This window comes from Sphingomonas sp. Marseille-Q8236, from assembly GCF_965112005.1.
In genome coordinates this window covers 462501-488252 of record NZ_CBCOPO010000001.1, presented here as the reverse complement: position 1 = coordinate 488252, position 25752 = coordinate 462501, and the positions used below count along the sequence as shown (strand labels likewise).

26 protein-coding genes and 1 tRNA gene are annotated in these 25752 nt (G+C 66.6%); 17 read left to right on the top strand and 10 right to left on the bottom strand.

Translation table 11 applies throughout. The features are described 5' to 3' along the window. Nucleotides 1-403: 403 nt before the first annotated feature. A complete protein-coding gene (locus ACWPWT_RS02310; protein ID WP_261271021.1) occupies nt 404-1171 on the top strand; it encodes an enoyl-CoA hydratase/isomerase family protein in 768 nt (255 codons plus the stop codon). Between the two features lie 97 nt (nt 1172-1268). Here ACWPWT_RS02310 and ACWPWT_RS02305 read toward each other — a convergent pair whose 3' ends face one another. The 3 genes from ACWPWT_RS02305 to ACWPWT_RS02295 all read right to left on the bottom strand — a co-directional run bounded on the left by ACWPWT_RS02305 (nt 1269) and on the right by ACWPWT_RS02295 (nt 3481). Next, nucleotides 1269-1490: a DUF1289 domain-containing protein gene (locus ACWPWT_RS02305; RefSeq protein ID WP_261271022.1), complete on the bottom strand. Its 222-nt coding sequence runs from the start codon at nt 1488-1490 to the stop codon at nt 1269-1271. A gap of 7 nt (nt 1491-1497) precedes the next feature. Continuing rightward, complete coding sequence (locus tag ACWPWT_RS02300) at nt 1498-2913, bottom strand: DEAD/DEAH box helicase (protein WP_454278388.1); 1416 nt, start codon at nt 2911-2913, stop codon at nt 1498-1500. Between the two features lie 121 nt (nt 2914-3034). Continuing rightward, nucleotides 3035-3481 carry a hypothetical protein gene (locus tag ACWPWT_RS02295; protein ID WP_454278387.1) on the bottom strand — a complete coding sequence of 149 codons (447 nt, stop codon included), beginning with the start codon at nt 3479-3481 and terminating at the stop codon, nt 3035-3037. 67 nt (nt 3482-3548) lie between these two features. Here ACWPWT_RS02295 and ACWPWT_RS02290 point away from each other — a divergent pair, with 67 nt between their 5' ends. The 3 genes from ACWPWT_RS02290 to ACWPWT_RS02280 all read left to right on the top strand — a co-directional run bounded on the left by ACWPWT_RS02290 (nt 3549) and on the right by ACWPWT_RS02280 (nt 6366). Beyond that, the gene (locus ACWPWT_RS02290; protein ID WP_454278386.1) at nt 3549-4973 is read left to right on the top strand and encodes an FAD-binding oxidoreductase; all 1425 of its coding nucleotides are present in this window, start codon (nt 3549-3551) and stop codon (nt 4971-4973) included. 75 nt (nt 4974-5048) lie between these two features. Further along, nucleotides 5049-5822: a SapC family protein gene (locus ACWPWT_RS02285; protein ID WP_454278385.1), complete on the top strand. Its 774-nt coding sequence runs from the start codon at nt 5049-5051 to the stop codon at nt 5820-5822. Nucleotides 5823-5826: 4 nt separating this feature from the next. Next, nucleotides 5827-6366, top strand: a complete 540-nt coding sequence (locus ACWPWT_RS02280; RefSeq protein ID WP_454278384.1) for a cytochrome b — start codon at nt 5827-5829, stop codon at nt 6364-6366. 365 nt (nt 6367-6731) lie between these two features. Here ACWPWT_RS02280 and ACWPWT_RS02275 read toward each other — a convergent pair whose 3' ends face one another. Beyond that, entirely contained in the window at nt 6732-6986 is a 255-nt protein-coding gene (locus ACWPWT_RS02275; protein ID WP_454278383.1) for a hypothetical protein, read from the bottom strand. Between the two features lie 346 nt (nt 6987-7332). Then, the gene (locus ACWPWT_RS02270; RefSeq protein WP_454278382.1) at nt 7333-8139 is read right to left on the bottom strand and encodes an N-formylglutamate amidohydrolase; all 807 of its coding nucleotides are present in this window, start codon (nt 8137-8139) and stop codon (nt 7333-7335) included. Between the two features lie 148 nt (nt 8140-8287). On the opposite strand from ACWPWT_RS02270, the gene cpdR reads away from it, so the two are divergent. From cpdR to ACWPWT_RS02235, 7 genes are all read left to right on the top strand, one after another. Further along, a complete protein-coding gene (cpdR, locus tag ACWPWT_RS02265; RefSeq protein WP_261271031.1) occupies nt 8288-8665 on the top strand; it encodes a cell cycle two-component system response regulator CpdR in 378 nt (125 codons plus the stop codon). Nucleotides 8666-8709: 44 nt separating this feature from the next. Further along, a tRNA-Val gene (locus tag ACWPWT_RS02260) sits at nt 8710-8784 on the top strand. Nucleotides 8785-8980: 196 nt separating this feature from the next. Next, nucleotides 8981-9265, top strand: coding sequence for a hypothetical protein (locus ACWPWT_RS02255; RefSeq protein WP_454278381.1), 285 nt, complete (start codon nt 8981-8983; stop codon nt 9263-9265). Then, the gene (locus ACWPWT_RS02250) at nt 9265-9696 is read left to right on the top strand and encodes a periplasmic heavy metal sensor (protein WP_261271033.1); all 432 of its coding nucleotides are present in this window, start codon (nt 9265-9267) and stop codon (nt 9694-9696) included. Before ACWPWT_RS02255 ends, ACWPWT_RS02250 begins: the two co-directional genes overlap by 1 nt. Nucleotides 9697-9706: 10 nt before the next feature. Beyond that, nucleotides 9707-10267 carry an RNA polymerase sigma factor gene (locus ACWPWT_RS02245; RefSeq protein ID WP_454278380.1) on the top strand — a complete coding sequence of 187 codons (561 nt, stop codon included), beginning with the start codon at nt 9707-9709 and terminating at the stop codon, nt 10265-10267. Nucleotides 10268-10315: 48 nt separating this feature from the next. Further along, nucleotides 10316-12124 (top strand): copper resistance system multicopper oxidase, encoded by a 1809-nt coding sequence (locus ACWPWT_RS02240; RefSeq protein WP_454278379.1) that lies wholly within the window; start codon nt 10316-10318, stop codon nt 12122-12124. Beyond that, a complete protein-coding gene (locus tag ACWPWT_RS02235; protein ID WP_454278378.1) occupies nt 12121-13371 on the top strand; it encodes a copper resistance protein B in 1251 nt (416 codons plus the stop codon). The genes ACWPWT_RS02240 and ACWPWT_RS02235 overlap by 4 nt, the downstream gene beginning before the upstream one ends. On the opposite strand, the gene ACWPWT_RS02230 is transcribed toward ACWPWT_RS02235, so the two are convergent. The 3 genes from ACWPWT_RS02230 to ACWPWT_RS02220 all read right to left on the bottom strand — a co-directional run bounded on the left by ACWPWT_RS02230 (nt 13368) and on the right by ACWPWT_RS02220 (nt 16620). Continuing rightward, the gene (locus ACWPWT_RS02230; RefSeq protein ID WP_454278377.1) at nt 13368-14567 is read right to left on the bottom strand and encodes a DUF1624 domain-containing protein; all 1200 of its coding nucleotides are present in this window, start codon (nt 14565-14567) and stop codon (nt 13368-13370) included. The genes ACWPWT_RS02235 and ACWPWT_RS02230 overlap by 4 nt on opposite strands. After that, complete coding sequence (locus tag ACWPWT_RS02225) at nt 14546-15160, bottom strand: DUF1826 domain-containing protein (RefSeq protein ID WP_454278376.1); 615 nt, start codon at nt 15158-15160, stop codon at nt 14546-14548. Before ACWPWT_RS02225 ends, ACWPWT_RS02230 begins: the two co-directional genes overlap by 22 nt. A 149-nt stretch (nt 15161-15309) precedes the next feature. After that, the gene (locus ACWPWT_RS02220; RefSeq protein WP_454278375.1) at nt 15310-16620 is read right to left on the bottom strand and encodes a sugar MFS transporter; all 1311 of its coding nucleotides are present in this window, start codon (nt 16618-16620) and stop codon (nt 15310-15312) included. 183 nt (nt 16621-16803) lie between these two features. Here ACWPWT_RS02220 and ACWPWT_RS02215 point away from each other — a divergent pair, with 183 nt between their 5' ends. Then, nucleotides 16804-17898 carry an aldose epimerase family protein gene (locus tag ACWPWT_RS02215; RefSeq protein WP_454278374.1) on the top strand — a complete coding sequence of 365 codons (1095 nt, stop codon included), beginning with the start codon at nt 16804-16806 and terminating at the stop codon, nt 17896-17898. Nucleotides 17899-17911: 13 nt separating this feature from the next. Then, the gene (locus ACWPWT_RS02210) at nt 17912-19702 is read left to right on the top strand and encodes an IlvD/Edd family dehydratase (RefSeq protein ID WP_454278373.1); all 1791 of its coding nucleotides are present in this window, start codon (nt 17912-17914) and stop codon (nt 19700-19702) included. Nucleotides 19703-19770: 68 nt separating this feature from the next. Here ACWPWT_RS02210 and ACWPWT_RS02205 read toward each other — a convergent pair whose 3' ends face one another. Continuing rightward, a complete protein-coding gene (locus ACWPWT_RS02205) occupies nt 19771-20154 on the bottom strand; it encodes a hypothetical protein (RefSeq protein ID WP_454278372.1) in 384 nt (127 codons plus the stop codon). A gap of 204 nt (nt 20155-20358) precedes the next feature. Between ACWPWT_RS02205 and ACWPWT_RS02200 the strand changes: the two genes are divergently transcribed. From ACWPWT_RS02200 to ACWPWT_RS02190, 3 genes are read left to right on the top strand one after another with little or no spacing between them, the layout of a single operon-like run. Next, nucleotides 20359-21504, top strand: a complete 1146-nt coding sequence (locus ACWPWT_RS02200) for a fumarylacetoacetate hydrolase family protein (protein WP_261271043.1) — start codon at nt 20359-20361, stop codon at nt 21502-21504. Between the two features lie 14 nt (nt 21505-21518). After that, nucleotides 21519-22304, top strand: a complete 786-nt coding sequence (locus tag ACWPWT_RS02195; protein WP_454278371.1) for an SDR family NAD(P)-dependent oxidoreductase — start codon at nt 21519-21521, stop codon at nt 22302-22304. A gap of 29 nt (nt 22305-22333) precedes the next feature. Then, nucleotides 22334-23197, top strand: coding sequence for an SMP-30/gluconolactonase/LRE family protein (locus tag ACWPWT_RS02190; protein WP_454278370.1), 864 nt, complete (start codon nt 22334-22336; stop codon nt 23195-23197). A 63-nt stretch (nt 23198-23260) separates the two neighbouring features. On the opposite strand, the gene ACWPWT_RS02185 is transcribed toward ACWPWT_RS02190, so the two are convergent. Further along, nucleotides 23261-24058, bottom strand: a complete 798-nt coding sequence (locus ACWPWT_RS02185) for a FadR/GntR family transcriptional regulator (RefSeq protein WP_454278369.1) — start codon at nt 24056-24058, stop codon at nt 23261-23263. 103 nt (nt 24059-24161) lie between these two features. Here ACWPWT_RS02185 and ACWPWT_RS02180 point away from each other — a divergent pair, with 103 nt between their 5' ends. After that, entirely contained in the window at nt 24162-25685 is a 1524-nt protein-coding gene (locus ACWPWT_RS02180) for an aldehyde dehydrogenase (NADP(+)) (protein ID WP_454278368.1), read from the top strand. Nucleotides 25686-25752: the final 67 nt, after the last annotated feature.

Below are 25752 nucleotides of genomic sequence, written 5' to 3'. Positions count from 1 at the left end.
CGGGCCATGCGGTGATTCTCGGCCATCGCGACCATGGGTCCCTGATCGATGCCCGGATCCTCTTTGTCGATCCTACCGATACCGGGGACGATGCACATTTGCTTCAACGGCCCGTGCGGCGCGTTGGCGAAGGATGTGCGGGGCGAGACGGTTGGGAGGCAGGAAGGGGCGGCCCGCCATCGGGCCGCCCGGCATCCTCTCCCGGCACGGAGCCCGCAGGCTCCAGATGCCCGATGTCGACCTGTGCCGGCCGATCATCATGACATGGAGGTCATCTAGTCCCGACCTGCCGGGCCACTCAAGCACCTGATGATAGGTTCCGGTACGAAGCGCGGCGGGTGTGACTTTCGAGCAACGGGTATGGTGGTGGCGTCGTGCCAGACTATCGCGCTATGAGGACTGTATGAATGTGGAAATTCGCCATGACGGACCTGTCGCGATCATAACGCTACGGAATCCGCCAAATAATCATCTGGGACTGGGAACCATTTCGCAATTGGCGGATGCGTTCGATGCCGCCGATGCCGATCCTGCGGTTCGGGCAATTCTTCTTCGATCCGAGGGTAGGGTTTTTTGTGCGGGGGCCGATCTGGTCAACGCCAACCCGGTCGCCGATCCTTTGCCGGAGGGCGAGCGCAGCCCCTTCTACATGGCGGCGGCGCGGTTGTTCGGCGTGGCGACCCCGATCGTCGCGGCGGTGCAGGGGGCGGCGGTCGGCGCGGGGCTGGGCCTCGCGCTGGTCGCCGACTTCCGCATCGCCACGCCCGAGGCCCGGTTTGTGGCGAACTTTGTGGCGCTGGGGCTGCATCCGGGGTTCGGGATTTCGGCGGTGCTGGAGCGGGTGATCGGGCGGCAACGCGCCGCGATGATGCTGTTGACCGGCCGACGCATTCGCGGCGAGGAAGCCGAGCGCTGGGGTCTGGTGGATCAGCTTGTGTCTGCCGAGGCGCTGGACGAAACGGCGCTGGCTCTGGCGCAGGAGATCGCAGCGGCCGCGCCGCTGGCGGTGGCGGCCACCCGCCGGACGCTGCGCGGCGATCTGCGGGCGCTGGTCGAGGCGGCGACCGATCACGAACTGGCCGAACAGGCGAAGCTGATGCGGACCGAGGATTTCGCCGAAGGGGTGCGCGCAGTTGCCGAGCGGCGACCGGGGCGGTTCGTGGGACGGTAATACGGCAATTCACCGAAGCCCCCACCCGTCGTTCAGCCTGAACGGCGGTGGGGGATTGTCGGCAAGCGCGGATCAGCAGCGGAGTCGCGGTTGGGCCTCAGCCTTTGCGCGCCGCCAGTTCGGCCTGGCGCGCGGGCAGCGCGGCCAGGATCGCGCGGCGTTCCTCGGCGGGCTTGGCGCTCCAGTTGGAGATTTCACGGATCGTCCGCGCGCAGCCCAGGCACCAGCCGGTGGCCTTGTCCATCGTGCAGACCAGGACGCACGGGCTGGCAAGGTCCACCGGTTGCGGTTCGACGAAGCTGATGATGTCGAGCGACATGGGACGGTCAGAGTCCGAACGAAACCTTCAGGAAGTCCGGGATCGGGCCGTTCCAGCCATTATCGTCCGCCGCCTCATCGCCGCCCGAGCGACGACGGTCGCGGTGCGGGGTTTCGGCACGCGGTGCGCGCGGTTCCTCGAACCGGGGTTCCTCGCGGCGCGGACGCGGCGTCCGGGCGCGGGGTTGTTCGGCCTGGAGAACAGGCGCGTCCTCGGCCTGGGGAGCGGGCGCTTCCGCCTCGGCCTGACGTGCGCCGCGATCGCGGCGAGACCGGCGCGGCGCGCGCTCTTCCTCGGCGGGGGCGGGGAGTTCGAGGCGATCGATCTTCTGTCCGGTCAGCTTCTCGATATTGTCGAGATTCTCGGCATCGTCGGGCGCGACGAAGGTGTAGGCGACGCCCGTCGCACCGCCGCGACCCGTGCGGCCGATGCGATGGACATAATCGTCCGGATGCCAGGGCGCGTCGAAGTTGAACACATGGCTGACGCCCTTGACGTCCAGCCCGCGCGCGGCAACGTCCGATGCGACGAGGATATTCACCTCACCCCGCTTGAACAGCTCCAGCTCGGCCAGACGCTGCGGCTGTTCCATGTCGCCGTGAATCTCGCCCGAGCGGAAGCCGTGCTGCTTGAGCGACTTGTTCAACTCGCGCACGGTCGTCTTGCGGTTGCAGAAGATGATCGCGGTGCGGACCTCGTCCTGCTGGAGCAGCTGGCGCAGCCGCTTGCGCTTCTCGAACGACTGCGGCGCGACGGGTACGACCCATTGCTTGATGTTGATATTGGTCGAGGCGGGGCGGGCCACCTCGATCGTCTTGGGGTTGTCCAGGAACTTGTCGGCCAGCTTCTTGATCGGCGGCGGCATGGTCGCGGAGAAGAGCAGGGTCTGGCGCTGCGAGGGCAGCTTGGTGCAGATTTCCTCGATGTCGGGGATGAACCCCATGTCGAGCATCCGGTCCGCCTCGTCGATGACCAGCATCGAACAGCCGGTCAGCAGGATATTGCCGCGCTGGAACAGGTCCATCAACCGGCCCGGCGTCGCGATCAGCACGTCGACGCCCTTTTCCAGCGCCTTGATCTGGTCGCCCATCGACACGCCGCCGATGAGGAGCGCCATGGAAAGCTTGTGGTTGGCGCCGTATTTCTCGAAATTCTCGGCCACCTGCGCGGCGAGTTCGCGCGTCGGCTCCAGGATCAGGCTGCGCGGCATGCGCGCGCGGCTGCGTCCATGCGCCAATATGTCGATCATCGGCAGCACGAAGGAGGCGGTCTTGCCCGTGCCCGTCTGGGCGATGCCGATGATGTCGCGCATCATCAGGACGGACGGGATGGCGGAGGCCTGAATCGGCGTCGGCTCGGTATAGCCGGCGTCGTTCACCGTCTTCAGGAGTTCGTCGGAGAGGCCGAGATCGGCAAAGCTCATGCAGTTTTCCGAGATATGGCGGGATGGGAATCGCCCCGCGCTCGCCCAGCAGCTTTCGGGCGCTTGCGGATTTGGCGGGAAAAGTCAAGTTTTCTCCCGAATCGGGAGCATTGCGGCCCGGTCAGCGGATGGGCGTCAACAGGCGGAAGCGCTGAATCTCGCAGGTCTGTCCGGCTCGGGTGCGAATGGGGTCGCGGTCGGCGCAAATCTGTCCGTCCAGCCCAGGGCGGATATAGAAGCTGGAATAATAATCGATCTGCCGACAGGCACGGGCCAGCTTGGCGCGCACCCGCTTGCCACCGGTCAGGACGATGTCGATCGTCCCCTCGTCGCCGGGCAGGGCCCCGGCCAGTTGCTGGGCGGGGATACAGCGCGGGCCCTTGCGCTCCTTCCAGCGGATCGGGGCGGCGGGGCGGATCGGCGTGCGGGGCACGCGGATGACGACATGCTCGCGAAGGATCATCTGCGCATATTGCACACGCACCGGCGCATCCGCCGCCCCCAGCAGAGCGGGCGTCGTCAGCGTCATCGACGCGATGGCGGCGAGGTTTCGTGTGCGGCGCAACATGTCAGCAAGAGCCCTTCATAAGACCCATCGTTGAACGCTTTATGAACCTGGCCTAGGCGGATGCATCATGAACCCCGCCCAGACCGCCCTGATCCATGCCCTGTCGCCTATTTTGGGCGAAAAGGGGATCGTCACCGACGCCGCGCTGATCGCGCCGTGGGAAGTCGACTGGCGCCGTCGCTTTTCAGGCTACGCCCCTGCGATCCTCGCGCCCGCCGATACCGGGCAGGTTCAGGCGGTACTGCGCGCAGCGGCCGAGCATCGGGTCCCATTGGTCCCGCAAGGGGGGAACAGCTCGATGGTCGGCGGGGCGACCCCGCCGGGCGACGGATCGGCGGTGATCCTCTCCACCCGCCGGATGAACCGAATTCGCCGCATCGACGCCGACGCCCGCATGGTGGTGGCCGAGGCGGGCGTGATCCTGGCCGATCTGCACGCCGCCGCCGAGGGGGAGGGGGCACGCTTCCCGTTGACCCTGGGGGCGAAGGGCAATGCGACTGTGGGCGGGCTGGTGTCGACCAATGCCGGCGGAACGCAGGTGCTGCGGTTCGGCACGATGCGCGGGCTGACGTTGGGGGTAGAGGCGGTGCTGCCCGACGGGACACTCCATGACGGCCTGTCGGCGCTGAAAAAGGACAATCGCGGTTACGATCTGGGGCAGTTGCTGATCGGGGCGGAGGGGACGCTGGGAATCGTCACGGCGGCGGCGCTGCGGCTGGCACCGGGGATCGCGGCCAGCGCGACCGCCTGGGTCGGCCTGGCCGATCCCGCGGCCGGGCTGGCGCTGCTCCGCCGGTTGCAGGCGGCGAGCGACATGATCGAGAGTTTCGAGATCATGCCCGCCGAAAGCCTGGCCGCCGCCGTCGCGCATCTGCCCGGTGCGCGCCGTCCGCTGGAAACCGATCATCCCTGGCACGTCCTGATCGAGGCCGTGACGGGCGACCCCGACGTCGATCCGGCCGCGATGCTGGAGACGCAATTGGGCAGGGCGCTGGCCGAAGGCATCGCCACCGATGCGGTAATCGCCGCATCGCAAGCGCAGAGCGAGGCGTTCTGGCTTCTCCGCCATTCGTTGTCCGATGCCGAGCGGGCGCTGGGCCCGGCGGTGCAGCACGACATTGCCGTGCCGGTCGAGGCGATGCCGCGTTTCATGGTGGAGGCGGCGGCGGCATGCGATGCGCGCTTTGCCGGCACCCATGCCTCGGGCTTCGGGCATCTCGGCGATGGCAATATCCATTTCCATGTCCGCGCCGCCCCCGGCACCGATCGCGACCGCTTCTATGCCGAGCAGGCCGCGACCATCACCCGCTTCGTCCATGATCTGGTCATGGCGGCGGGGGGTACGATCTCCGCCGAACATGGCATCGGCCAGATGAAGCGCGACGAACTGGCCCGCCTATCGCCGGAACGGGTTGCGGCGATCCGCGCGATCAAGACGGCGCTCGATCCGCACGGCCTGTTCAATCCGGGCAAGCTGATTGCTTGCGCATAAGGCTCCGGCCCCATAGACACGGGGCCAGGACGCGCGGCCGGGGGGCTCGCGTGACTTGAGTTTTTGGAGATCATCATGGCCAGCGCGCCGTCCCTTCCCCTTTTCTACAATGGCCTGGAGCCGCTTTCGAGCGAGGCGCACGCCAATTACAAGGTTCGTCCGCAGGAGACGGCGCCCTTCCTCGTCGGCCAGCACGCGATTCCCGTCACCGTCGACGAATTCCCGCTGGTGCAGCGTTTCATGCCGATCGTCTTCTCGGTCGGTGAGCAGCCGATCCCGCTGGCGCTGATGGGCCTGAACGAAGGCGTCAACGTCTTCGTCGACGACGAAGGCCGCCTGACCGAGACGAACTTCTACGTCCCGGCCTATATCCGCCGCTATCCCTATATGCTGGCCAGGCTGCGTCCCGAGGCGGAAGAGCTGTCGCTGTGCTTCGATCCGACCTCGCCGACCATCGGTGCGTTCGACGAGGGCGATGCCCTGTTCGACGGCAACCAGCCCAGCGAGCTGACCAAGAACATCCTGTCGTTCAACGAATCGTTCGAACAGGCGGGCGCCCGCACCCAGAACTTCATGACCGAGCTGACCGAAATGGGTCTGCTGATGGACGGTGAAGTCTCGATCCAGCCGGATGGCGCGGATCAGCCCTTCGTCTATCGCGGCTTCCAGATGATCAACGAGGAAAAGCTGGTCGACCTGCGCGGTGACCAGCTGCGCAAGATGAGCCAGTCGGGCATGCTCCCGCTGCTCTATGCGCACCTCTTCTCGCTGTCGCTGATGCGCGACATCTTCGCCCGTCAGGCGCAGCTGGGCAAGACGCCGCAGCCCCAGCTTCAGCCGGTCGGCTGATCCGATGCGCGGACCGGTCGTCGCCAGTCCGCGCTACAGCCAGGTCGCGATCGTCTTTCACTGGACGATCGCGGCGCTGGTCGTGGCCAATCTGGCCATCGGGCTTCTCCATGAGAGCCTGTTGCAGGGGACGATTCCGCTGCATAAGGCGATCGGGTTGACCGTGCTGGCGTTGACCGCCGCGCGGATCGTCTGGCGGCTGGGACACCGCCCGCCGCCCTTGCCCGCAGAGATCCCCGTCTGGGCGCGGGGCAGCGCCCATGCGGTCCACGCCACGCTCTATTTCCTGATGATCGCCATGCCGATGACCGGCTGGGCAATGGGGTCCGGCCGCGACGTACCGCGTCCCGTCAGCTGGTTCGGCCTGTTCGACGTGCCGCCCCTGCCGATCGGCAAGGCCGCCGCCGGGCTCGGTCACGAAGCGCATGAGATATTGGGCTGGGTGATGCTGGCGCTGGTGGCGATCCATGTCGCGGCGGCGCTGCGCCATCACTATCTGCTGCGCGACGGTCTTCTGGCGCGTATGGGTTTTCGCATAGGCTGAGCTGCTTAGCCCGGCTTTCCGAGGCGATGCCCCCGACGGATTGGGCGCTAGGGAACCATCGCTCCATGATCCATTGCTCAGGAGCAGCCCAAATGGCCGGATTGGGCGTCAGCGGACTAAGGCCCAAAACATCAGTACGGCTAACATGGGGGGAAGGCGGACGTTAGCGCTCGCGCCCAACGAGCGCATAGAGTGCAGCCCAAGCGAGTGCCTCTGCTGCCAAGAGCACGATCGCGCTGGTCCGATCGCCCAAAGCCCATAACGCCGCACCGATGATCGCGCGCCAATGATGAGACAACTTGCGGCGGGGCTTGGCATTTTCATACCTCAGTATCGCCCGTACGGCGAATGTCCGCTTCTGGGCGTCAACGGCCGCGTTGTCGATAGCGAAGGAAGGCATTGATCGTGCCTCTCGCGGCGACGCCAATGATCCCGGATATGGCTGCGGCGGCTGCGATCATCTTCCAGCCATCGATGCAATCCGCTTCCGGGATGCAATGCCCCATCGAAGCATAGATAAATGCGGCACCAAGAAGGGGCAGGCCGGTGATGGCTTCCACCGCGCAGCCGAGCTTTCCTCCCGTGGTTCCGCCACCCTGGTAAGCGCTGTCATTCGGCATTGGTTGACACCGGGGGATCGGCCATTCGGCAGCAAGCGAATCCCGTCCGGGAGCGGCAAGCAATGGACGTCGGCAGACTGGCAGCTTCCGGATCTACAGACCAGATTCGCCGGGGCTCGCCTCATGCAGGGAAGCCGTGCGCCGGTTCCGCCATCACCCGTGACGAAAAAATGACGAATTGTGCGATGCGGGGTTGAACCAAATAGGCCCCTTCTTATTTATATCCTGTACGACGTCGTGTCCCCCCTTTCGCGATGTCGTATGACACGCTTTCAGCGTGTCTCCTCCCTGAACCTTGGCCACCTCGCGCTCCTCCCCCTTTGTGCGAGGTGGTTTTTTGTATGGGCTATTCCGCCGCCAGTGCGACCGGCTGGCCCAGCGCCTCGGCGTTGAGGGCGGACAATATATTGCGCACCAGCGTTACCGTCGCGTCGAAGCCCGCCCCCGGCGCCTCGAGCGCTTCGTCCAGATAGAGCGAACGATCGAGTTCCAGCTGGATCGCGTGGAGTCCTCGACGCGGTGCACCATGCCGCTGTACGATATGGCCCCCGGCATAGGGCGTATTGCGCGTCGCCGGGACGCCCGCCGCGCGCGCCTCGGCCTCGATCCGCCGGACAAAGCGCGTGTCAGCCGTCAGCCCATGACGATCGCCGATGACGATCCGTGGCATGAGGTTGGCGGCCCCCAGCGGCGGCATCGAGTGAAGGTCGAGCAGCACCGCCACGCCGAACTGCGCCCTGGCCTCCGCCAGGGCATCCGAGAGTGCCTGGTGATAGGGGCGATGATCGGCGGCGATCCGCTCGATCATTTCCGCATCGGTGAAGCGGCGGGTCCAGATGTCGCCATGCCCGGCGACCCGGCGCGGCACGAGCCCCAGGCCGCTGCGCAACTTCGCCGAAGCGCGCCCCTGTGGTCTCGCCCCCAGGTCGATGACCGGATCGCGTTCCTCCTCGTCCCGGTTGAGGTCGATCCAGGCGCGGGGCAGCCTCTGGAACAGCGTCGGTTCGTGCCGACGTGCCGCCAGGGCGACCCGATCGATCAATCGATCCTCCAGTCCCATCACGGCCGACACCGGTACGCGCAGCGCCTCGATCAGCGTGGGGGGATAATCGCGCCCGCCATGCGGCACCGAAATCACGACCGGGCCCGCCATCGGTCCGCAAAGGCTTTGAAAAGATGCGCCGGGGTTTGGGCTGGCCATTGTGCGGGACAGTAGGTCGGGCCGGGAAAGGGCGCAATGGACTGGAAATATTAACCAGCTTTTCGCTAAGCTCGACGCCAAGATGAATCGGAATCACGACATGTTTCACATCCTGCTGGCCGAAGACGACGACGTCATGCGCGAATATCTAACCCGCGCGCTGACCCGGTCGGGTTACCGGGTTTCGGCGGTCGATCGCGGGACGGCGGCCTTGCCGCTGCTGGAGAATGAGCGCTTCGATCTGTTGCTGACCGACATCGTGATGCCCGAAATGGACGGCATCGAACTGGCCCAGCGCGCCGCCGCGATCGTCCCCGACCTGCGGGTGATGTTCATTACTGGCTTTGCCGCCGTCACGCTGAAGGCCGGTCAGGCCGTGCCCAACGCCCGCGTCCTCTCCAAGCCCTTCCACTTGCGCGACCTGGTGATGGAGGTCGACCGACTTTTTCACGCAGATTCGGTCGATGGCGCAATTTAGGGGTTGCCAGCCCCGAACAACCTGCTAATTGGCCGGCCTCCGGCGGGCGTGTAGCTCAGTGGTAGAGCACTGTGTTGACATCGCAGGGGTCGCAAGTTCAATCCTTGCCACGCCCACCATCGAAAACCCCGCTAGGCCAATAGGCTTAGCGGGGTTTTTGTTGTTGGCGAGCTGGTCGCTTCGATTGGCGGGTTTCGGTATCTCGCCGTCTTTATGACATCCATTGAGCCCCGGAGCGTTGCGGGGGCAACGAGTCATCGCCCTTGCGCGAAACGTGCATGAGGGGATTGGCGGGATTTTGCGTATAATGGGATCATGACCGATCCCTTCGACCGAGATCTTGCCCGGCTGGCCAGCCTTGCGCCGCCGGATTCCCTGCATGAGCTGGAGGACCGGGTGGTGTCGGCCATCCGGGCGGACGTGCCGGCCGGCCGGTCATCCTCCCTGCGGGGCATGGCCGTCGCGGGTAGCGCGGCGTTGCTGCTGGGGCTGGCCGGGGGCGGGGTGATGGCGGGGCGGATCGAGGCACGGGAGCGGCCCGTCGCACTCGTCGCGCTGGATGCGGGGCTGGCGCCCTCGACATTGCTGCTGGGGCGGTGATGCGACAGAATCTCCTGACGTTGGTCATCGCCTTTGTCGCCGCGTTGGCGGGAGTGGCCATCGGGTGCCGGGTTTTGATGCCCGCCGAGCCGCAGGCCAGCGATCTCCACACGCTGGTTCATCACGAAATTCCGCTCGATCCGGCGCAGAATGTGGCGCTCGACCGATTGGAGGCGCGGTTTGCCGCCACCCGTGCGACGCTGGAGGCGCGGTTGCGTGGTGACAATGCGCGGCTGGCGGCAGCGATCGAGGCCGAGCATCGCGATGGTCCGCGTGTCACCCAGGCGATCGACGCCGTCCATCACAGCATGGGCGATCTGCAAAAGGCGACGCTGGCGCATGTCTTTGCCATGCGCGCGCAGTTGCGCCCGGATCAGGCGGCGACCTTCGATCGGCTGGTCGTGGCCAAGCTGACCGATAGCGACCATTGAGCCGGGCGGGGTGAGCCGCGATCTGGCGGGACTGGCCGATGGCGATCTGGTGGCGTTGGCGCGGAGCGGCCGCCCCGGCGCCTATGCGGCGATCGTCACGCGGCACAAGGCGGCGCTCTACCGCCTGATCCTGGCGCATGTCCGCGACGCCGACGAGGCGCTGGATCTGGTGCAGGAGAGCTTCGTCGCGGCGCATGACGCGCTGGCACGCTTCGACGAGACGCGCTCGCTCCGCGCCTGGCTCAGCCGGATCGCGCTCAACAAATGCCGGGACTGGGCCCGGCGGCGGCGGGTGCGCGCGATGCTGTCGCGTGTCTTGCCGGTCGAGGCGGCCGCGGCGGTCGCCGATGACCGGATCGGAGCCGAAGCAGCGGCGATCGAGCGCGATTCGCTGGCGCGGACGCTGGCGGCGCTGGACGACCTGCCCGAGGCGTTGCGGGTGCCGCTGATCCTCTGCGCGATCGAGGGGCTAAGCCAGATGGAGGCGGCCGAAGCGCTGGGCCTGAGCGTCAAGGCGATCGAGCTTCGCATTCGCCGTGCGCGCGCGGCGTTGCGCGATGCCATTCCCTGAATTTCCGCCATGGGTGAGGGGGCGGCCCAGCCCGCGCGTATAAGGGGCATGACCGACACCGCGATTTCGATCCGCCGCCGTGAGATTCTGGCCGGCGGCATGGGGCTGAGTGCCCTGGCGGCACTGCCCGCCTGGGCACAGAGCCATGGCGGCGGGCTGGCGCATGGACCGGCCGCCATGGCAAACCCGCGTGAGATGCTGACCGGTCCGGACGTGACCCTGACCGTCGCGCGGCAGATGATGCGGATCGACGGCAAACCCTATCATGCGATCGGGATCAACGGAGCGACCCCCGCGCCGCTGATCCGCCTGCGGGAGGGGCAAAAGGCGCGGATCACGGTCGTCAACACGCTGGATGAAGAGACGTCGATCCACTGGCACGGGCTGCTCCTGCCGTTCCAGATGGACGGAGTGCCGGGAATCAGCTTTCCCGGTATTCCGGCGGGCGGGCGCTTCACCTATGAATTCCCGGTCGTGCAGGCGGGGACCTATTGGTATCACAGCCATTCGGGCTTGCAGGAGCAGGAGGGGCATTACGGCCCCATCGTCATCGATCCCGCCGGTCCCGATCCGATCCTGTCCGATCGGGAGCATGTCATCGTCCTGTCGGATCACAGCCCGCTCCATCCCCATGCGATCTTTCGGCGGTTGAAGCTGCAGGGCGGCTATTTCAACTATCAGAAGCAGTCGGTGTCGGGCCTGCTGGCGGGGCGGGACCAGCCGCTGGCGGAGCGGTTGCGCTGGGGCGCGATGCGGATGGATCCCAGCGACGTGTCCGACGTGACGGGTTCGACCTATCGCTACCTGATCAACGGTCATGGTCCGGCGGACAATTGGACCGGCCTGTTCGCGGCGGGCGAGCGGGTGCGGCTGCGGGTCGTCAATGCCTCGGCCATGACCAACTTCAACCTGCGGATACCGGGCCTGTCGCTTCAGGTGGTGCAGGCCGATGGGCAGAATGTCCGGCCCGTCGCGGTCGACGAACTCCAGATCGCGGTCGCCGAAACCTATGACCTGATCGTCACGCCGACCGAGGACCGCGCCTATACGCTGGTGGCGGAGGCGTGGGACCGTTCGGGCATGGCGCGGGGGACGCTGGCCCCGCGCCCTGGCATGGTCGCCGCCGTGCCCGCGCTCCGCCCGCGTCCGCTGGCGACGATGAAGGATATGGGGATGGGGTATATGGGCACGATGGACCATGGTGGAGAGGGCGGCGGCTGCACCCCCGAGCATGCCGCCATGGGGCATTGCCAGCCCGGTACCGCGCCTACGATGGACCACGGCGCGATGAAGCACGACATGCGCGACTTCGCCAATGCGCCCGGCCTGCCGCGTACGCCCGTCGTCCAGACGGTGTCGCCGATGCCGGTCGACCGGACGGGCGAGCCGCCGCAAGGGCTGGCCGATGTCGGGCACCGCGTGCTGACCTATCGCGATCTCGTGAGCCTTGCCCCCAATCCCGATCGACGGGTGCCGTCCCGCGCGCTGACCATCCACCTGACCGGCAATATGGAACGCTATATGTGGGCGTTCGACGGGGTGAAGCTGAACGCGGTGACCGCACCCATTCCGTTCCGGCTGGGCGAGCGGGTCCGCGTGACGTTGGTCAATGATACGATGATGGCGCACCCCATCCATCTTCATGGCCATTTCTTCGAGCTGGTGACGGGACATGGCGATCATGCTCCGCGCAAGCATACCGTCAATGTCGCACCCGGCGGCACAGCCAGCTTCGACCTGACGGCGGATGCCGAGGGCGACTGGGCCTTTCACTGCCATCTGCTGTATCACATGCATGCGGGAATGATGCAGGTCGTCACCGTGCGACCGGACGCCGGCGGGGAGGCGGCGGCATGATCGCGCTGATGCTGATGCTCGCCGATCCGACGATGCAGCATCAGGGCATGGCCATGCCCGGCATGACGATGCCCATGGCAAAGCCAAAGCCTGTGGCCACTCCCAAGCCCCGGCGGGGTGGTTCGTCGACGCCGGCCAAGCGAGGCAAGCCCGGTGGGGTTCGGCCTGCCCGGACGGGATCATGTTCGGCGGAGCACGCAGCGATGGGGCATTGCCGCCCGACTGCCGCTACCCCGATCGGGGAGCATGACGGCATGGCTCACGAGGCGATGCCACCCATGACCATGCCATCGCCAGCACCCGCTTGCTCGGCGGAGCATGCGGCGATGGGGCATTGCCAGCCGGGGGCGGACGCCGCGGGGGGAATGTCGGGCCAAGATCATGGCGCGATGCCGGGCATGGCGCCCGCCGCCGCGCCTGCCTGTCCTCCCGAGCATGCGGCGATGGGACATTGCCAGCCGGGCACCGCCATGGGCACCGAGATGGTCATGGATCACGGCGCCATGCCCGGCATGGCCGACGGGCAGCAGGCCATAGGCCATGCGCCGCCGCCAGCACCCCCCGGGGACCGGGCGGCGGATCGCTTCTATGACCCCGCCACGATGGCGGCCGCCGATCGGCAGATGCGGATGGAGCATGGCGGCATGCGCTTTTCGCAGATTCTCTTCAATCTGGCCGAGGTGCAATGGCGCGACGGCCGCGACGGCTATCGCTGGGATGGCGAGGGCTGGTTCGGCGGCGATGTCGACCGGCTGGTCGTCAAGACAGAGGGGGAGGGCACGCTGGGCGGACGGATCGGCGCCGCGGAGGTGCAGGGGCTCTATTCCCGGGCGATCGACCCCTATTGGAACGTACAGGCGGGCGTCCGGCAGGATGTGGGCGTCGGTGCGCGGCGGACCTATGCGGTGCTGGGCGTCGAAGGGCTTGCCCCTTATTGGTTCGACGTCGAAGCCACGCTGTTCCTGTCCGACAAGGGCGAACTCCATGGCCGGGCCGAGGCATGGATCGATCAGCGCATCACCCAGCGCGCCATCCTGCAGCCTCGCGCCGAGGTGAATCTGGCCGCACAGGACGTCCCCGAGCAGGGGATCACGGCGGGCGTCTCCAGCCTCGAACTGAGCCTGCGCCTCCGCTACGAGGTCGCACGCGAATTCGCGCCCTATGTCGGCGTCAACTGGGAGCGGCGCTACGGCGCGGGCGGCGGGGGCGGTGCAGCGCTGGTGCTCGGTATCCGTAGCTGGTTCTAGAGATAGCGGAGCCAGTGCAGGTCGCGGCGGCGGCGCTTCAACTCGGCGAACCATTTGGTCGGGACGTAAAGCGGTACGATCAGCAGCAGGTACATCAGCCACATCGCCCCGACCGATGGAAGGCCGAACACCTCCCCGTGATTGGGCCCCCAAATCGCGATCGCGCCGGTATACAGGATGCGCAGGACGTAGAGATGGAGCAGATAGAAGAACATCGGCGCCCCGCCCATTACCGCCAGCGTCTGCGTCACCGGGCCCTTACGCCCCTCGAACGATGCGAGCAGCAGCGCGGCGACGCCCAGGGTGGGTAGCAGGAACAGAAGCGATGGCGGATATTTGGTCAGCGCCAGAAAGCTCATGACGCTGCGCAGCGTATCGCCCGGCACCCGCGCCCAGGGGACATCGCCATAGCCGTTGATCGTCCGAAGCAGAACGAAGGCAAAAATCAGGGCGAAGCCCAGCGAAGCCAGCCAGCGCCGCCGCTCTTGGGCCGTGCGTTGGAACCAGGGGCCGATCGCATAACCGAGCGCGATGACGCCGATCCAGGGGAGGACCGGATAGCTCGTCTTGATCGTGATCCCCATGAAGGCGAATGCGGAGCGCTGGTGGATCATCGCCCAAGGTTCGGACCAGGGGCTGTCGGGGGTGAAGACGACGGGGTCGAGCAGGTTATGCCCCGCAACGATCACGCCCCCGATCATGGCGATCGCAATGCGCGGCAGATGGATCAGCCCCGCCAGCGCGATCATGCACACGCCGATCGCCCAGATGACCTGCAACCACAGGGTCTGCGGCGGCAACCGCCCCGACCAGGCGAAGCTGACCAGCGTTACCTCCAGCAGCATCAGGAACAGGCCGCGCGTCAGCAGGAAGCGGCTCGTCTCCGCACGGCTGTGCGTCTGGCCGTAGAGCCACGCCGACAGGCCGGTCAGCGCGATAAAGGTCGGGGCGCAGAGCGACGCCAGCGTCCGGCTGAAAAAGAGGGCAGGGGCAACGACCCGCGTGTCCATCGGGTCGCCGACCTGCCAATGGGTGCAGAAGGTGTCACGCACATGGTCGAGCAGCATGATGACCATGACCAGCCCGCGCACCGCGTCGATGCCGGTCAGCCGAGTGGTCGTGGCGGCGGGGCGCGCGACCGTCCGGGCCGCGTCATGGGGAATGGCCAAGCTGGTCACGCCTCCCGCTCCGGCCATTCGGCATCGATGACCAGCAGCAGCCGATCCTCGCCCGACCCCGCGATCGGCGGCGAGCGATGGATGATTGCCTGGTCGCCGGCGCGCTCGCGCCCCTTGAACAGCCCGACGTCTCCGGCCGACAGCGCACGGGGCTCGGTGTCGGTCGTCGCGCCCTGGGGCAGCCACTGGGTCGCCTGTCCGCAATAGGTGGTGATCAGGCGAAGCGCGACATAGTCGGCATGAAATTTCCAGCAGCCATTGCCCGTTACCCGCTCGATCCGCACCTCCACCCGGTCCTGCCCGGTGAGCGCGGCATAATGCAGGGCCAGATGCTGCGCGTCGGCGGCGAGCAGGTGATGCCAATCGCGCGGCCGCAGTGGCGCGAGCGCCTCCGCGATCCGGTGCGCGACCGATCGCATGTCACAGGCGAAACGCAGGGCCGGAAAGTCTTCCAGCGTCGGGCGGGGCAGCGGGGAGGCGCGTTGCCAGATGGCGAGGGTCACGGCCGGATCGTCGATCCTGCCGAGGATTGAGGCGTCACCGCCGATACGCACATGATCGGGCAAAATGGGGGCCGTGCGGGGAGCTTCGAATTCTATGGTCTGGATCACGCCTGCCATCATCAGTCATCAGTGTTACGGTGTAACATTACCAGATGGCGTCAGAGAGCGAAAGACCGTCAGGGGCGGGCACGTCCATAAGGAAAAGGGCGGCACCTTTCGGCACCGCCCCATCCGTCCGTCTGCCGAAGCGACGCGGATCAGCCCGCGTCTTCGTCGGGGAAGGCGTTGGTCGGCTTCGACCCCCAAAGTGCGTAGAACAGGATGTAGAGTTCGCACACCGCCGTCAGCAGGAACGACTCCTGCAGGCCGTAATGATCGGCCAGCCAGCCATGCACCGCGACCAGCGCGCCGCCCGCGATCGCCATGATCAGTAGGCCCGAACCCTCCTCGGTCAGCGGACCCAGGCCACGGATGCCGAGCGTGAAGATGGTTGGGAACATGATCGAGTGGAACAGGCCGACGAGGATCAGCGACCACATGGCGACGGTGCCGGTGGTGAAGACGGTCGCCAGCATCACGATGAATGCGCCGATCGAGAAGACGGCCAGCACGGTCCCGGCGGGCACCTTCTGCATGATCGCCGAGCCGACGAAGCGACCGACCATCATCCCGCCCCAGAGCAGGGTCAGGTAACGGCCCGCGGCCTCGGTGGTCATGTTGCCGATGTCGGGGCGGCTGACGAAGTTCACGAACAAATTGCCCACGCCGATCTCGGCGATCAGGTAGATGAAGATCGCGCCGATGCCGAACACCAGATTGCGATGCTTCCACAGCGAGTGGTTCTTGCGATCCTCCTTGGCGACGCGGCTGGTCGCCGAGCCCATGGCGGGCAGGGGGAAGCGGGCGATGACAAGGGCGAGGACGACCAGCACGACCGCGACCAGCCCATAGGGCAGGACCACGGCATGGGCGTCGGCCAGGCGTTCGGCCTGGGTCAGCGCGGCGCTACCGGCTTCGGCCGTGCCGCCCTTCGACCGGCCGAGGATCAGATAAGCGCCGAACAGCGGGGCCAGCATCGTGCCCATCGAGTTCATCGCCTGGACGAGATTGAGGCGCGACGACGCCGTGTCCGCCGGGCCCAGCACGGCGACATAGGGGTTGGCCGCGACCTGCAGCAGCGTGATGCCGCTGGCGATCACGAACAGCATCAGCAGCGTGACGCCGTAAGAGGGCAGCGATGCCGCCAGCATCATGCCGACCGCACCCGCCGCCATGATGAGCAACCCGGTCACCAGCGACTTCTGATACCCGATCCGCTCGATCAGCTTGGCCGAAGGGATGGAGGCGAAGAAATAGGCGATGAACCACACGCTCTCGATCAGCGAAGCCTGGAAATAGCTCAGCTCGAACACGCTGCGCAGATGCGGCAGCAGCGTCCCGTTGATGACGGTGATGAAGCCCCACATGAAGAACAGGCTGGCCAGCAGGGTCAATGCCGACCCGTAATTGGTCGTCCCTCCTCCGACAGGCTGTGCGCCGGTGGCGCGGGACGTGACGGGTGCGGCCATGCATTCCTCTCCTACGGACCGGTGATCATCATCAAAAGATGTTCGTCGACCGGCTTGCTCCTGATATTTTGTCTGACTATAGTGATGCCTAAGGCGCGTCAATGGCGTCGGGCGACGGAGGGATGAGGCATGTCGATGGCGTCAATCAAGAGCTTTCTTACTTTGGTAGCGGTAACCTCCGCAATGACTTCTACGGCCGCTTTGGCGAGCGAGGCAAAGCGTGCGCCCGCCGGCTATTCGGTCGAGGGGACGGGCGTCGAGTCGGTGACGCTGACCAACAAGGCCGGGCTGTCGGCGCGCGTGCTGACCTATGGTGCGACGCTCCAGTCGGTGATGGCGCCCGATCGCGAGGGCAAGCTGGCCGACGTGCTGCTCGGCTATGACAAGGCCGAGGATTATGTGAACCATCCGAACTTCTTCGGCGTGACGGTGGGGCGCTTCGCCAACCGCATCGGCGGTGGCCGTTTCACGCTCGACGGGCGCCCCTATCAGCTGACGCTGAACGACAAGGTCAATTCGCTGCATGGCGGGACCAAGGGCTTCGACAAGCATCTGTGGCGGATCGTGTCGATGAAGGACGGCCCGACCGCCAACGTCGTCATGGCCCTGACCAGCCCCGATGGCGATCAGGGTTATCCGGGCAAGGTCGATGCCACCGTCACCTATTCGCTCGACGAGGCGGGGTCGCTGACCATCGCGTTCGAGGCGAAGACCGACAAGCCGACCATCGTCAACATGACGAACCACGCGATCTTCAACCTGAACGGCGAGGGCTCGGCCCTGGGCGCGACCTTCCACAAGCTGACCATTCCCGCCGCCGCCTATACCCCCGTCGATACCAAGCTGATCCCGACCGGCGAGCGCAAGCCGGTGCAGGGCACGGTGTTCGATTTCCGTGCGCCCCGCGTCGTCGCCGACGGCATCCGCGACGGCAATGACCAGCAGATCCGCTACGGCCAGGGCTATGACCATAATTTCGCGCTCGACAAGGGCCTGACCGCCACGCCGCAACTGGCCGCGCGTCTCGAGGACCCGGCGTCGGGCCGCGTGCTCGAAGTGTTGTCGACCGAACCGGGCGTGCAATTCTATACGGGCAATTTCCTCGACGGCACCTATGTCGGCAAGAAGGGCCATCTGTACCGCATGGGCGACGGCATCGCGCTGGAGCCGCAGAAATTCCCCGACTCGCCCAACAAGCCCGATTTCGTCTCGCCGCGCGTCGATCCCGGCAAGCCCTACCGGCATACCATGATCTACCGCTTCTCCACCGTTCGCTGACCGAAAGCCTGACATGACCGACATGCCCAAACTGCGCAGCCGCGCCTGGTTCGACAATCCCGAGAATATCGACATGACCGCGCTCTATCTGGAGCGGTATCTGAACTTCGGCCTGTCGCTGGAGGAGCTTCAGTCGGGCAAGCCGATCATCGGCATCGCGCAGACCGGCTCGGATCTCTCGCCCTGCAACCGCCACCATCTGGTGCTGGCCGAGCGGGTGCGCGAGGGCGTGCGCGAGGCGGGCGGCATCGTCCTGGAATTCCCGGTCCATCCGATCCAGGAAACCGGCAAGCGCCCGACCGCGGGCCTCGACCGCAACCTGGCCTATCTGGGCTTGGTCGAGGTGCTGTACGGCTATCCGCTCGACGCGGTGGTGCTGACCATCGGGTGCGACAAGACGACCCCGGCCGCGCTGATGGCCGCCGCCACCGTCAATATCCCGTCGATCGCGCTGTCGGTCGGGCCGATGCTTAACGGCTGGCACAAGGGCGAGCGGACCGGCTCGGGCACGATCGTCTGGAAGGCGCGCCAGATGCTGGCGGCGGGCGAGATCGACGATGCGGAGTTCATCCGCCTGGTCGCCTCGTCGGCGCCGTCGACCGGCTATTGCAACACCATGGGCACCGCGACCACGATGAACTCGCTGGCCGAGGCGCTGGGCATGTCGCTGCCCGGCTCGGCCGCGATCCCCGCGCCGTATCGCGATCGCCAGGAAGTCGCGTATCTGACCGGCAAGCGCATCGTCGAGATGGTGAACGAGGACCTGAAGCCCTCCGACATCCTGACCAAGGAAGCGTTCCACAACGCGATCAAGGTGAACTCGGCGATCGGCGGCTCGACCAACGCGCCGATCCACCTGGCCGCCATCGCGCGCCATATCGGCGTCGACCTGCCCGTGCAGGACTGGGAGACCGAGGGGCACAAGATCCCGCTGCTGGTGAACCTGCAACCGGCGGGCGAATATCTGGGCGAGGATTATTACCGTGCGGGCGGCGTGCCCGCCGTGGTCAACCAGCTGATCGAGCAGGGGCTGATCCACGAGGGCGCGATGACCGTCAACGGCAAGACCATGGGCGAAAATTGCCGTGGCAAGGCGATCGAGGACGAAAAGGTCATCCGTCCCTTCGCCCAGCCGCTGAAAGAAGAAGCGGGCTTCATCGTCCTGTCGGGCAATCTGTTCGACGCCGCCGTGATGAAGACCAGCGTGATCTCGGAGGAATTCCGCGAGCGCTATCTGTCCAACCCCGACGATCCCGATGCCTTTGAAGGTCCGGCGGTCGTGTTCGACGGGCCGGAGGATTATCACCACCGGATCGACGATCCCGCGACCGGCATCACGCCGCAGACGCTGCTGTTCATGCGCGGCGCGGGGCCGATCGGCTATCCGGGCGCGGCGGAAGTCGTCAACATGCGCCCGCCCGCCTATCTGATCACCGAGGGCGTGCACTCGCTGCCCTGCATCGGCGACGGGCGTCAGTCGGGAACGTCGGGGTCCCCCTCAATCCTGAACGCCAGCCCGGAAGCGGCGGCGATGGGCGGCCTGGCGCTGATCGAGACCGGCGACCGGGTGCGCATCGACCTGAACAAGGGCACCGCCAACATCCTCATCTCCGACGAGGAACTGGCCGAGCGTCGCAAGACCCTCGCGGCGGCGGGCGGGTATAAATATCCCGCGTCGCAGACCCCGTGGCAGGAAATCCAGCGCTCGGTGGTCGGCCAGATGTCGACCGGCGCAATCCTGGAGGGCGCTGAGAAGTATCAGCGTATCGCCCAGACCCAGGGCCTTCCGCGCGACAACCACTAAGAGCAGGCAAGAACGAGCGGATCGAGCGAATACCCCATCGCTCGGTCCGCTCGGGCCTGACCCAGCGGTCAGCTATTCTCCAGCCAGGCCAGGGCGGCGCCATAGGACAGGAAGGCGTCGAGATTTTCCAGCGGATAGCTTTGGCGCACCTGCGACTTGAGCGGACTGGAATCGACGACCAGGGCAAGGCGGTCGCCGGGGGCATAATAGGTGACGATGCCCTCGCGCATCTTCTCGACCATCGCCATCGGCATGATCGGCGCGCCCCGCCGGTCGATCAGCGCCTTTGCATGGCCGAGATGCGCCCGAGACTCGATCAGGAAAGGGTGGAAGGCGGGCCAGTAACGGTCCGCAATGTCTGGCGTCCAAATCCCGCGCGCCCGGACATGGATGATGTGATGATCGCCCATCGCGATCGCGAATGCGGCGTCCTCGACCTTTTCTGGTGTCATCCGGCTCTCCCGACGCATTTCCATCGCATTCCGGGCGATGACAGGATTAATACCAAAACCGACCATATGCGAATCGCCGCGTGAGGCCAAACCATGTTGCCGGCTTTGGTACAGCCAGGGCAAAGCCCGCGACTGTTTCGAACGAGACCTTGACCTGTGAACCACACCAATCGATACCGCTAACAAAGTATGCGGAGAGGATATATGCCGATCGAATTCACCGACCTGATCAGTGCGCTGCCGGAAGACTGGCGCGAGGGGCGTTTTGTCGGTCGGATCGACCGGGGCGAAGGTCCCTGTCCCATATTGGTCAAGGGCGGCAAGGCCTATGACATGAGCCGTGTCGCACCGACCGTCTCCGCGCTGCTGGCGGGCGGCACGGTCGATGCATCGCAGGGCGAGGCGCTGGGCGAACTGACCGAACTGAACCTGTCACCCGAACAGGGTGCGGCCCATCGCCTGCTCTCGCCGATCGATCTGCAATGCGTGAAGGCGGCGGGCGTGACCTTCGCCGTCTCCGCGCTGGAGCGGGTGATCGAGGAGCGCGCGCGCGGCGATTATGGCAAGGCGGCCGAACTCCGCGCGACGCTGGAACAGGCGCTGGGCGGCAATATCCGCTCGGTGGTGCCCGGTTCGCCCGAAGCCGCGCAGCTCAAGGATGCGCTGATCGCCGAGGGGCTGTGGTCGCAATATCTGGAGGTCGCGATCGGCCCGGACGCGGAGATCTTTACCAAGTCGCCGGTGCTCTCGACCGTAGGCTGGGGCATGCCGGTCGGCGTCCGCTCCGACTCGACCTGGAACAACCCCGAGCCCGAGGTGGTGCTGGTCGCCGATGCGCATGGCAAGGCGGTCGGCGCGACGCTGGGCAACGACGTCAATCTGCGCGACTTCGAAGGCCGTTCGGCGCTGCTGCTCGGCAAGGCGAAGGACAACAACGCCTCCTGCTCGCTGGGGCCGCTGGTCCGCCTGTTCGACGACGGCTTCACCATGGACGATGTCCGGTCGAGCGAGGTCAAGCTGACCATCACCGGCACCGACGGCTATGTGCTGGAGGGGGCCAGCTCGATGGACCAGATCAGCCGCGATCCCGAGGACCTTCTGGGACAGGCGCTGAGCGAGCATCATTATCCCGACGGCTTCGTCCTGTTCCTCGGCACGCTGTTCGCGCCGACCCAGGACCGCGACGAGCCCGGTCGCGGTTTCACCCACAAGGTCGGCGATAGCGTCGTCATCACCAACCCGCGTCTCGGCACGCTGGTCAACCCGGTGACGACCTCCGCCGACGCCCCGGCCTGGACCTTCGGTCTGGGCGAATTGATGCGCAATCTGGCCCGGCGCGGCCTGTTGTGACGGAGTCGGACGAAATGTTGCAGAAGACCAGCGCGGCGGACATGACCGCACGCTATCCCAGCCTGATGGACAAGCGCGTCATCGTGACGGGCGGCGGATCGGGGATCGGCAAGGGGCTGGTCGAGGCGTTTGTGGCGCAGGGCGCCCGCGTCGCCTTCGTCGACATCGCCGAGGAGGCGAGTCAGGCGCTGGTCGACCGGCTGTCGGCCGATGCTCGCCATGCGCCGATCCATCGCCGCTGCGACCTGACCAATCTCGATCACCTCAAGACGGTCTTCGCCGACCTGGAAGCGGCATTGGGCGGGGTCGATATCCTGGTCAACAATGCGGGCAATGATGATCGCCACAACATCGAAGACGTCACCCCGGCCTATTGGGACGAGCGGCTGAACGTCAATCTGCGGCACCAGTTCTTCGCCGCCCAAGCGGTGATCCCCGCGATGAAGCGCGCCGGGGGCGGCGCGATCCTGAACTTCGGGTCGATCAGCTGGCACCTCGGCCTCAACGATCTGGTCCTCTACCAGACCTGCAAGGCGGCGATCGAGGGGCTGACCCGCAGTCTCGCGCGCGATCTGGGCCGCGAGAATATCCGGGTGAACACCATCGTTCCCGGCAACGTCCAGACGCCGCGCCAGGAAAAATGGTACACGCCCGAAGGCGAGGCGGAGATCGTCGCGGCGCAGTGCCTGGACGGGCGTATCCAGCCTTCGGACGTGGCGGCGCTGGTGCTGTTCCTCGCCTCGGACGATGCGAAGATGTGCACCGGCCACGATTATTTCATCGACGCCGGTTGGCGCTGACAAACCGGGCGAGAGCATAGGAGAGAGTGATGCAGCAGGCCCAACACTGCCTGACCGTGGGTGCGACGCTGGGCGAAGGCCCGATCTGGGTCGATGACGCGCTGTGGTTCGTCGATATCAAGCAGCAGCGCATCTATCGTCACGATCCGGTGGCGGGCACGCTCGATCACTGGGCCTCGCCCGAAATGGTCGGTTGGGTCGTGCCCGCGCAGCGTGGCGGTTTCGTCGCGGGGTTGAAGTCGGGGCCGCATCACTTCGATCCCGCGACCGGCGGTTTCGAGCGGCTGGCGGAGGTCGATGCGCATCTGCCCGCCAACCGCCTCAACGACGCGTGCGTCGACGGGCAGGGGCGTATCTGGTTCGGTACGATGGACAATGACGAGACCTCGCTGTCGGGTCGCTTGTTCCAATGGGCCGCCGGGCTGGTCACGCCGACCAGTGCCGACGCGGTGTGCATCACCAACGGCCCGGCCATCTCGCCGGACGATTCGACGCTCTATCACGTCGATACGCTGGGCAAGGTGATCCTGGCGCATCCGATTCTGGGCGACGGCACGCTGGGCCCTGCGACCGAGTTTGCGCGCTTCGGCGATGCGGATGGGCATCCCGACGGTGCGATCTGCGATTCCGAGGGCGGCGTGTGGGTCGGTTTCTTCGGCGGCTGGGCGGCACGGCGCTATGGCCCGGACGGCGTGATGACCGATGAGGTCCGCTTCCCGGTGTCGAACATCACCAAGATCGCGCTGGGCGGTCCCGATGGCCGCACCGCCTATGCCACCACCGCGCGGCAGGGTTTGTCGGAGGAACAACTGGCCGGGCAGGTGCAGGCGGGGGACATCTTCACCTTCCGCGTGACCGTGCCGGCCAAGCCGGTGCACCGCGCGGCGATCTGACCCATTTGGCTTTCGAACCCGGCGTCTCGGGTCGGCCCGCTCCTTTTCGGGGCGGGCCGCTTCTTATTCCTCCATGGCGCTGCGGGTGTCCTCCAGCGCCAGATCGACGAGCAGCCGCATGGCCTCTCCCGCCCCCTCGACATCGCCCGCCGCGATCGCGTCATAGACCTTCACATGGTCGGGCACCGGATTGCGGGGCAGCGCGCGCGAACGCTGCTTGAACTGGGTGGTCCAGGCGACCGCCGCGCCGATGCTGGCGGTCAGCACGACCAGCGCATCGTTGCGGGTCGCCGCCAGCACCGCGTTGTGGAAATCGCGGTCCGCCGTCCGCCCCGCCTCGGTCGCCAGCGTATGGCGGCGCATCGCGGCCAGCGCGTCGCGCATCTCCTTCAGATCCGCCTTGTCGCGCCGCTCCGCTGCCAGGCGCGCGGCGGCGGGCTCGACGATCGACCGCAACTCGAACAGGCTGCGCACGAACTGAATGTCCGGCTCGCCCGAAAAGGCCCAGGCGAGCACGTCGGGGTCGAGCAGATTCCAGCGGTTGCGCGGCAGGACGCGGGTACCCGTCTTGGGACGGCTTTCGACCAGCCCCTTGGCGGTCAGCACCTGCACCGCCTCGCGATAGGCGCTGCGCGATACGTCGAGCGCTTCGGAAAAGGCGACCTCGCCCGACAGCGTGTCGCCGGGGCGATACTCGCCCGACACGATTGCCGCGCCCAGCTTGTGCGCGATCGCGCCGTGCAGGCGGCGGCCGGTTCCGCGCCGCGTCCGGGGCGAATTCGCCGTGCCCGTCGTCGTCGCGTCATCACCCGTCTCTACTGTCGGGGAAGGGGGGGTATCCTGCCTGTCGATGTCGCTCATTCCCTGTGTTTCACCTCTCCGCCCCTATCTTGGCGCACAACGTTTAACATTGCCATCACTCCGTCAAATGAATATGTCGGAGTAATATAAAGGAGCTTCCCCTATGACCGATTTCCGTTCGATCGACGCCGCCACCGGCCAGCCGGTGGGCGACGCCTTTGCGGTGCACGGACCGGCCGATGTCGACGCGGCCTGTGCCGCGGCAGAGGAGGCGTTCGACGTCTATCGCGCCACCAGCCGCGAAGAGCGCGCCGTGTTCCTCGACAAGATCGGCGCCGAGATCATGGCCATCGGCGACGACCTGATCCAGGCCGCGATGCGTGAAAGCGGTCTGCCGCGCGCGCGCCTGGAAGGCGAGCGTGGCCGCACGGTCGGCCAACTCGGCCTGTTCGCCAAGGTGCTGCGCGCCGGGGCCTATCTTCAGGTCCGTATCGACCCCGCCATGCCCGACCGCCAGCCGCTGCCGCGCCCCGATCTGCGCCTGCGCATGGTGCCGCTGGGCCCGGTCGCGGTGTTCGGCGCATCCAACTTCCCGCTCGCCTTCTCGACCGCTGGTGGTGACACGGCGTCCGCGCTGGCCGCCGGTTGCCCGGTCATCGTCAAGGGCCACCCCGCCCATCCGCAGACCGGTGCGCTGGTCGCCGCTGCGATCGCGCGGGCGGTCGAAGCTTGCGGCCTACCGAAGGGCGTGTTCGGCCATCTGACCGGCCCCAGCAACGAGCTGGGCGGTGCGCTGGTCCGCGATCCGCGCATCACCGCGGTCGGCTTCACCGGCTCGCGCGCGGGTGGCCTGGCGCTGGTCAAGATCGCACAGGAGCGGCCGGTGCCGATCCCCGTCTATGCCGAAATGTCGAGCATCAACCCGGTCGTGCTGATGCCCGAGGCGCTGAAGGCGCGTGGTTCGGCGCTGGGCACCGCCTTTGTCGGCTCGCTGACCATGGGCGCGGGCCAGTTCTGCACCAATCCGGGCCTGCTGCTGGCGATCGAGGGCGAAGGGTTGGATGCGTTCGTCGAGGCGGCACGCACCGCGCTGACCGACGCGGCAGCGCAGACCATGCTGACGCCCGGCATCCACGCCGCCTATACCAAGGCGTCGGAGTCGCTGGCGAGCCACGACAAGGTCGAGACGGTCGCGCAGGGCAAGGTGGGCGAGGGCGTCACCGCCGGTCGCGCCGCCTTCTTCCAGACCACCGCTGAAGCCTTCCTCGCCGACGAGGCGCTGGGTCATGAAGTGTTCGGCGCGTCGTCGATCCTGGTCCGCTGCCGCGACGAGGCGGAGTTGATTGCGGTGCTCAAGGCGGCCGAGGGACAGCTGACCGCGACGATCCAGATGGACGAAGGCGATACCGACATGGCCGCGCGGCTGGTCCCGGTGCTGGAGCGCAAGGCGGGGCGGATCTTGGCGAATGGCTGGCCGACCGGCGTCGAAGTGGCGCATGCGATGGTCCATGGCGGCCCGTTCCCCTCGACCTCGGACGCGCGCACGACCTCGGTCGGCAGCCTCGCGATCGACCGCTATCTGCGGCCGGTGTCCTATCAGAACCTCAGCGCGGCGCTGCTGCCTGAGGATCTGAAGGACGAAGCGGCGGGCACGCTGCCCCGTCTGGTCGACGGCCAGCCGGGCTAAGGAATGGCGGGGCGCGTCCCGGACCGGGGACGCGCCCCTTTTTGTTGAAAAGACGATAAGGGGAGGA

Bases quoted from the DNA above. Each gene is read 5' to 3' on its own strand.
- ACWPWT_RS02310 (WP_261271021.1), top strand. From the start codon at position 404: ATGAATGTGGAAATTCGCCATGACGGACCTGTCGCGATCATAACGCTA.
- ACWPWT_RS02305 (WP_261271022.1), bottom strand. From the start codon at position 1,490: ATGTCGCTCGACATCATCAGCTTCGTCGAACCGCAACCGGTGGACCTT.
- ACWPWT_RS02300 (WP_454278388.1), bottom strand. From the start codon at position 2,913: ATGAGCTTTGCCGATCTCGGCCTCTCCGACGAACTCCTGAAGACGGTG.
- ACWPWT_RS02295 (WP_454278387.1), bottom strand. From the start codon at position 3,481: ATGTTGCGCCGCACACGAAACCTCGCCGCCATCGCGTCGATGACGCTG.
- ACWPWT_RS02290 (WP_454278386.1), top strand. From the start codon at position 3,549: ATGAACCCCGCCCAGACCGCCCTGATCCATGCCCTGTCGCCTATTTTG.
- ACWPWT_RS02285 (WP_454278385.1), top strand. From the start codon at position 5,049: ATGGCCAGCGCGCCGTCCCTTCCCCTTTTCTACAATGGCCTGGAGCCG.
- ACWPWT_RS02280 (WP_454278384.1), top strand. From the start codon at position 5,827: ATGCGCGGACCGGTCGTCGCCAGTCCGCGCTACAGCCAGGTCGCGATC.
- ACWPWT_RS02275 (WP_454278383.1), bottom strand. From the start codon at position 6,986: ATGCCGAATGACAGCGCTTACCAGGGTGGCGGAACCACGGGAGGAAAG.
- ACWPWT_RS02270 (WP_454278382.1), bottom strand. From the start codon at position 8,139: ATGGCGGGCCCGGTCGTGATTTCGGTGCCGCATGGCGGGCGCGATTAT.
- cpdR (WP_261271031.1), top strand. From the start codon at position 8,288: ATGTTTCACATCCTGCTGGCCGAAGACGACGACGTCATGCGCGAATAT.
- ACWPWT_RS02255 (WP_454278381.1), top strand. From the start codon at position 8,981: ATGACCGATCCCTTCGACCGAGATCTTGCCCGGCTGGCCAGCCTTGCG.
- ACWPWT_RS02250 (WP_261271033.1), top strand. From the start codon at position 9,265: ATGCGACAGAATCTCCTGACGTTGGTCATCGCCTTTGTCGCCGCGTTG.
- ACWPWT_RS02240 (WP_454278379.1), top strand. From the start codon at position 10,316: ATGACCGACACCGCGATTTCGATCCGCCGCCGTGAGATTCTGGCCGGC.
- ACWPWT_RS02235 (WP_454278378.1), top strand. From the start codon at position 12,121: ATGATCGCGCTGATGCTGATGCTCGCCGATCCGACGATGCAGCATCAG.
- ACWPWT_RS02230 (WP_454278377.1), bottom strand. From the start codon at position 14,567: ATGGCCGGAGCGGGAGGCGTGACCAGCTTGGCCATTCCCCATGACGCG.
- ACWPWT_RS02220 (WP_454278375.1), bottom strand. From the start codon at position 16,620: ATGGCCGCACCCGTCACGTCCCGCGCCACCGGCGCACAGCCTGTCGGA.
- ACWPWT_RS02215 (WP_454278374.1), top strand. From the start codon at position 16,804: ATGACTTCTACGGCCGCTTTGGCGAGCGAGGCAAAGCGTGCGCCCGCC.
- ACWPWT_RS02210 (WP_454278373.1), top strand. From the start codon at position 17,912: ATGACCGACATGCCCAAACTGCGCAGCCGCGCCTGGTTCGACAATCCC.
- ACWPWT_RS02205 (WP_454278372.1), bottom strand. From the start codon at position 20,154: ATGACACCAGAAAAGGTCGAGGACGCCGCATTCGCGATCGCGATGGGC.
- ACWPWT_RS02200 (WP_261271043.1), top strand. From the start codon at position 20,359: ATGCCGATCGAATTCACCGACCTGATCAGTGCGCTGCCGGAAGACTGG.
- ACWPWT_RS02195 (WP_454278371.1), top strand. From the start codon at position 21,519: ATGTTGCAGAAGACCAGCGCGGCGGACATGACCGCACGCTATCCCAGC.
- ACWPWT_RS02190 (WP_454278370.1), top strand. From the start codon at position 22,334: ATGCAGCAGGCCCAACACTGCCTGACCGTGGGTGCGACGCTGGGCGAA.
- ACWPWT_RS02185 (WP_454278369.1), bottom strand. From the start codon at position 24,058: ATGAGCGACATCGACAGGCAGGATACCCCCCCTTCCCCGACAGTAGAG.
- ACWPWT_RS02180 (WP_454278368.1), top strand. From the start codon at position 24,162: ATGACCGATTTCCGTTCGATCGACGCCGCCACCGGCCAGCCGGTGGGC.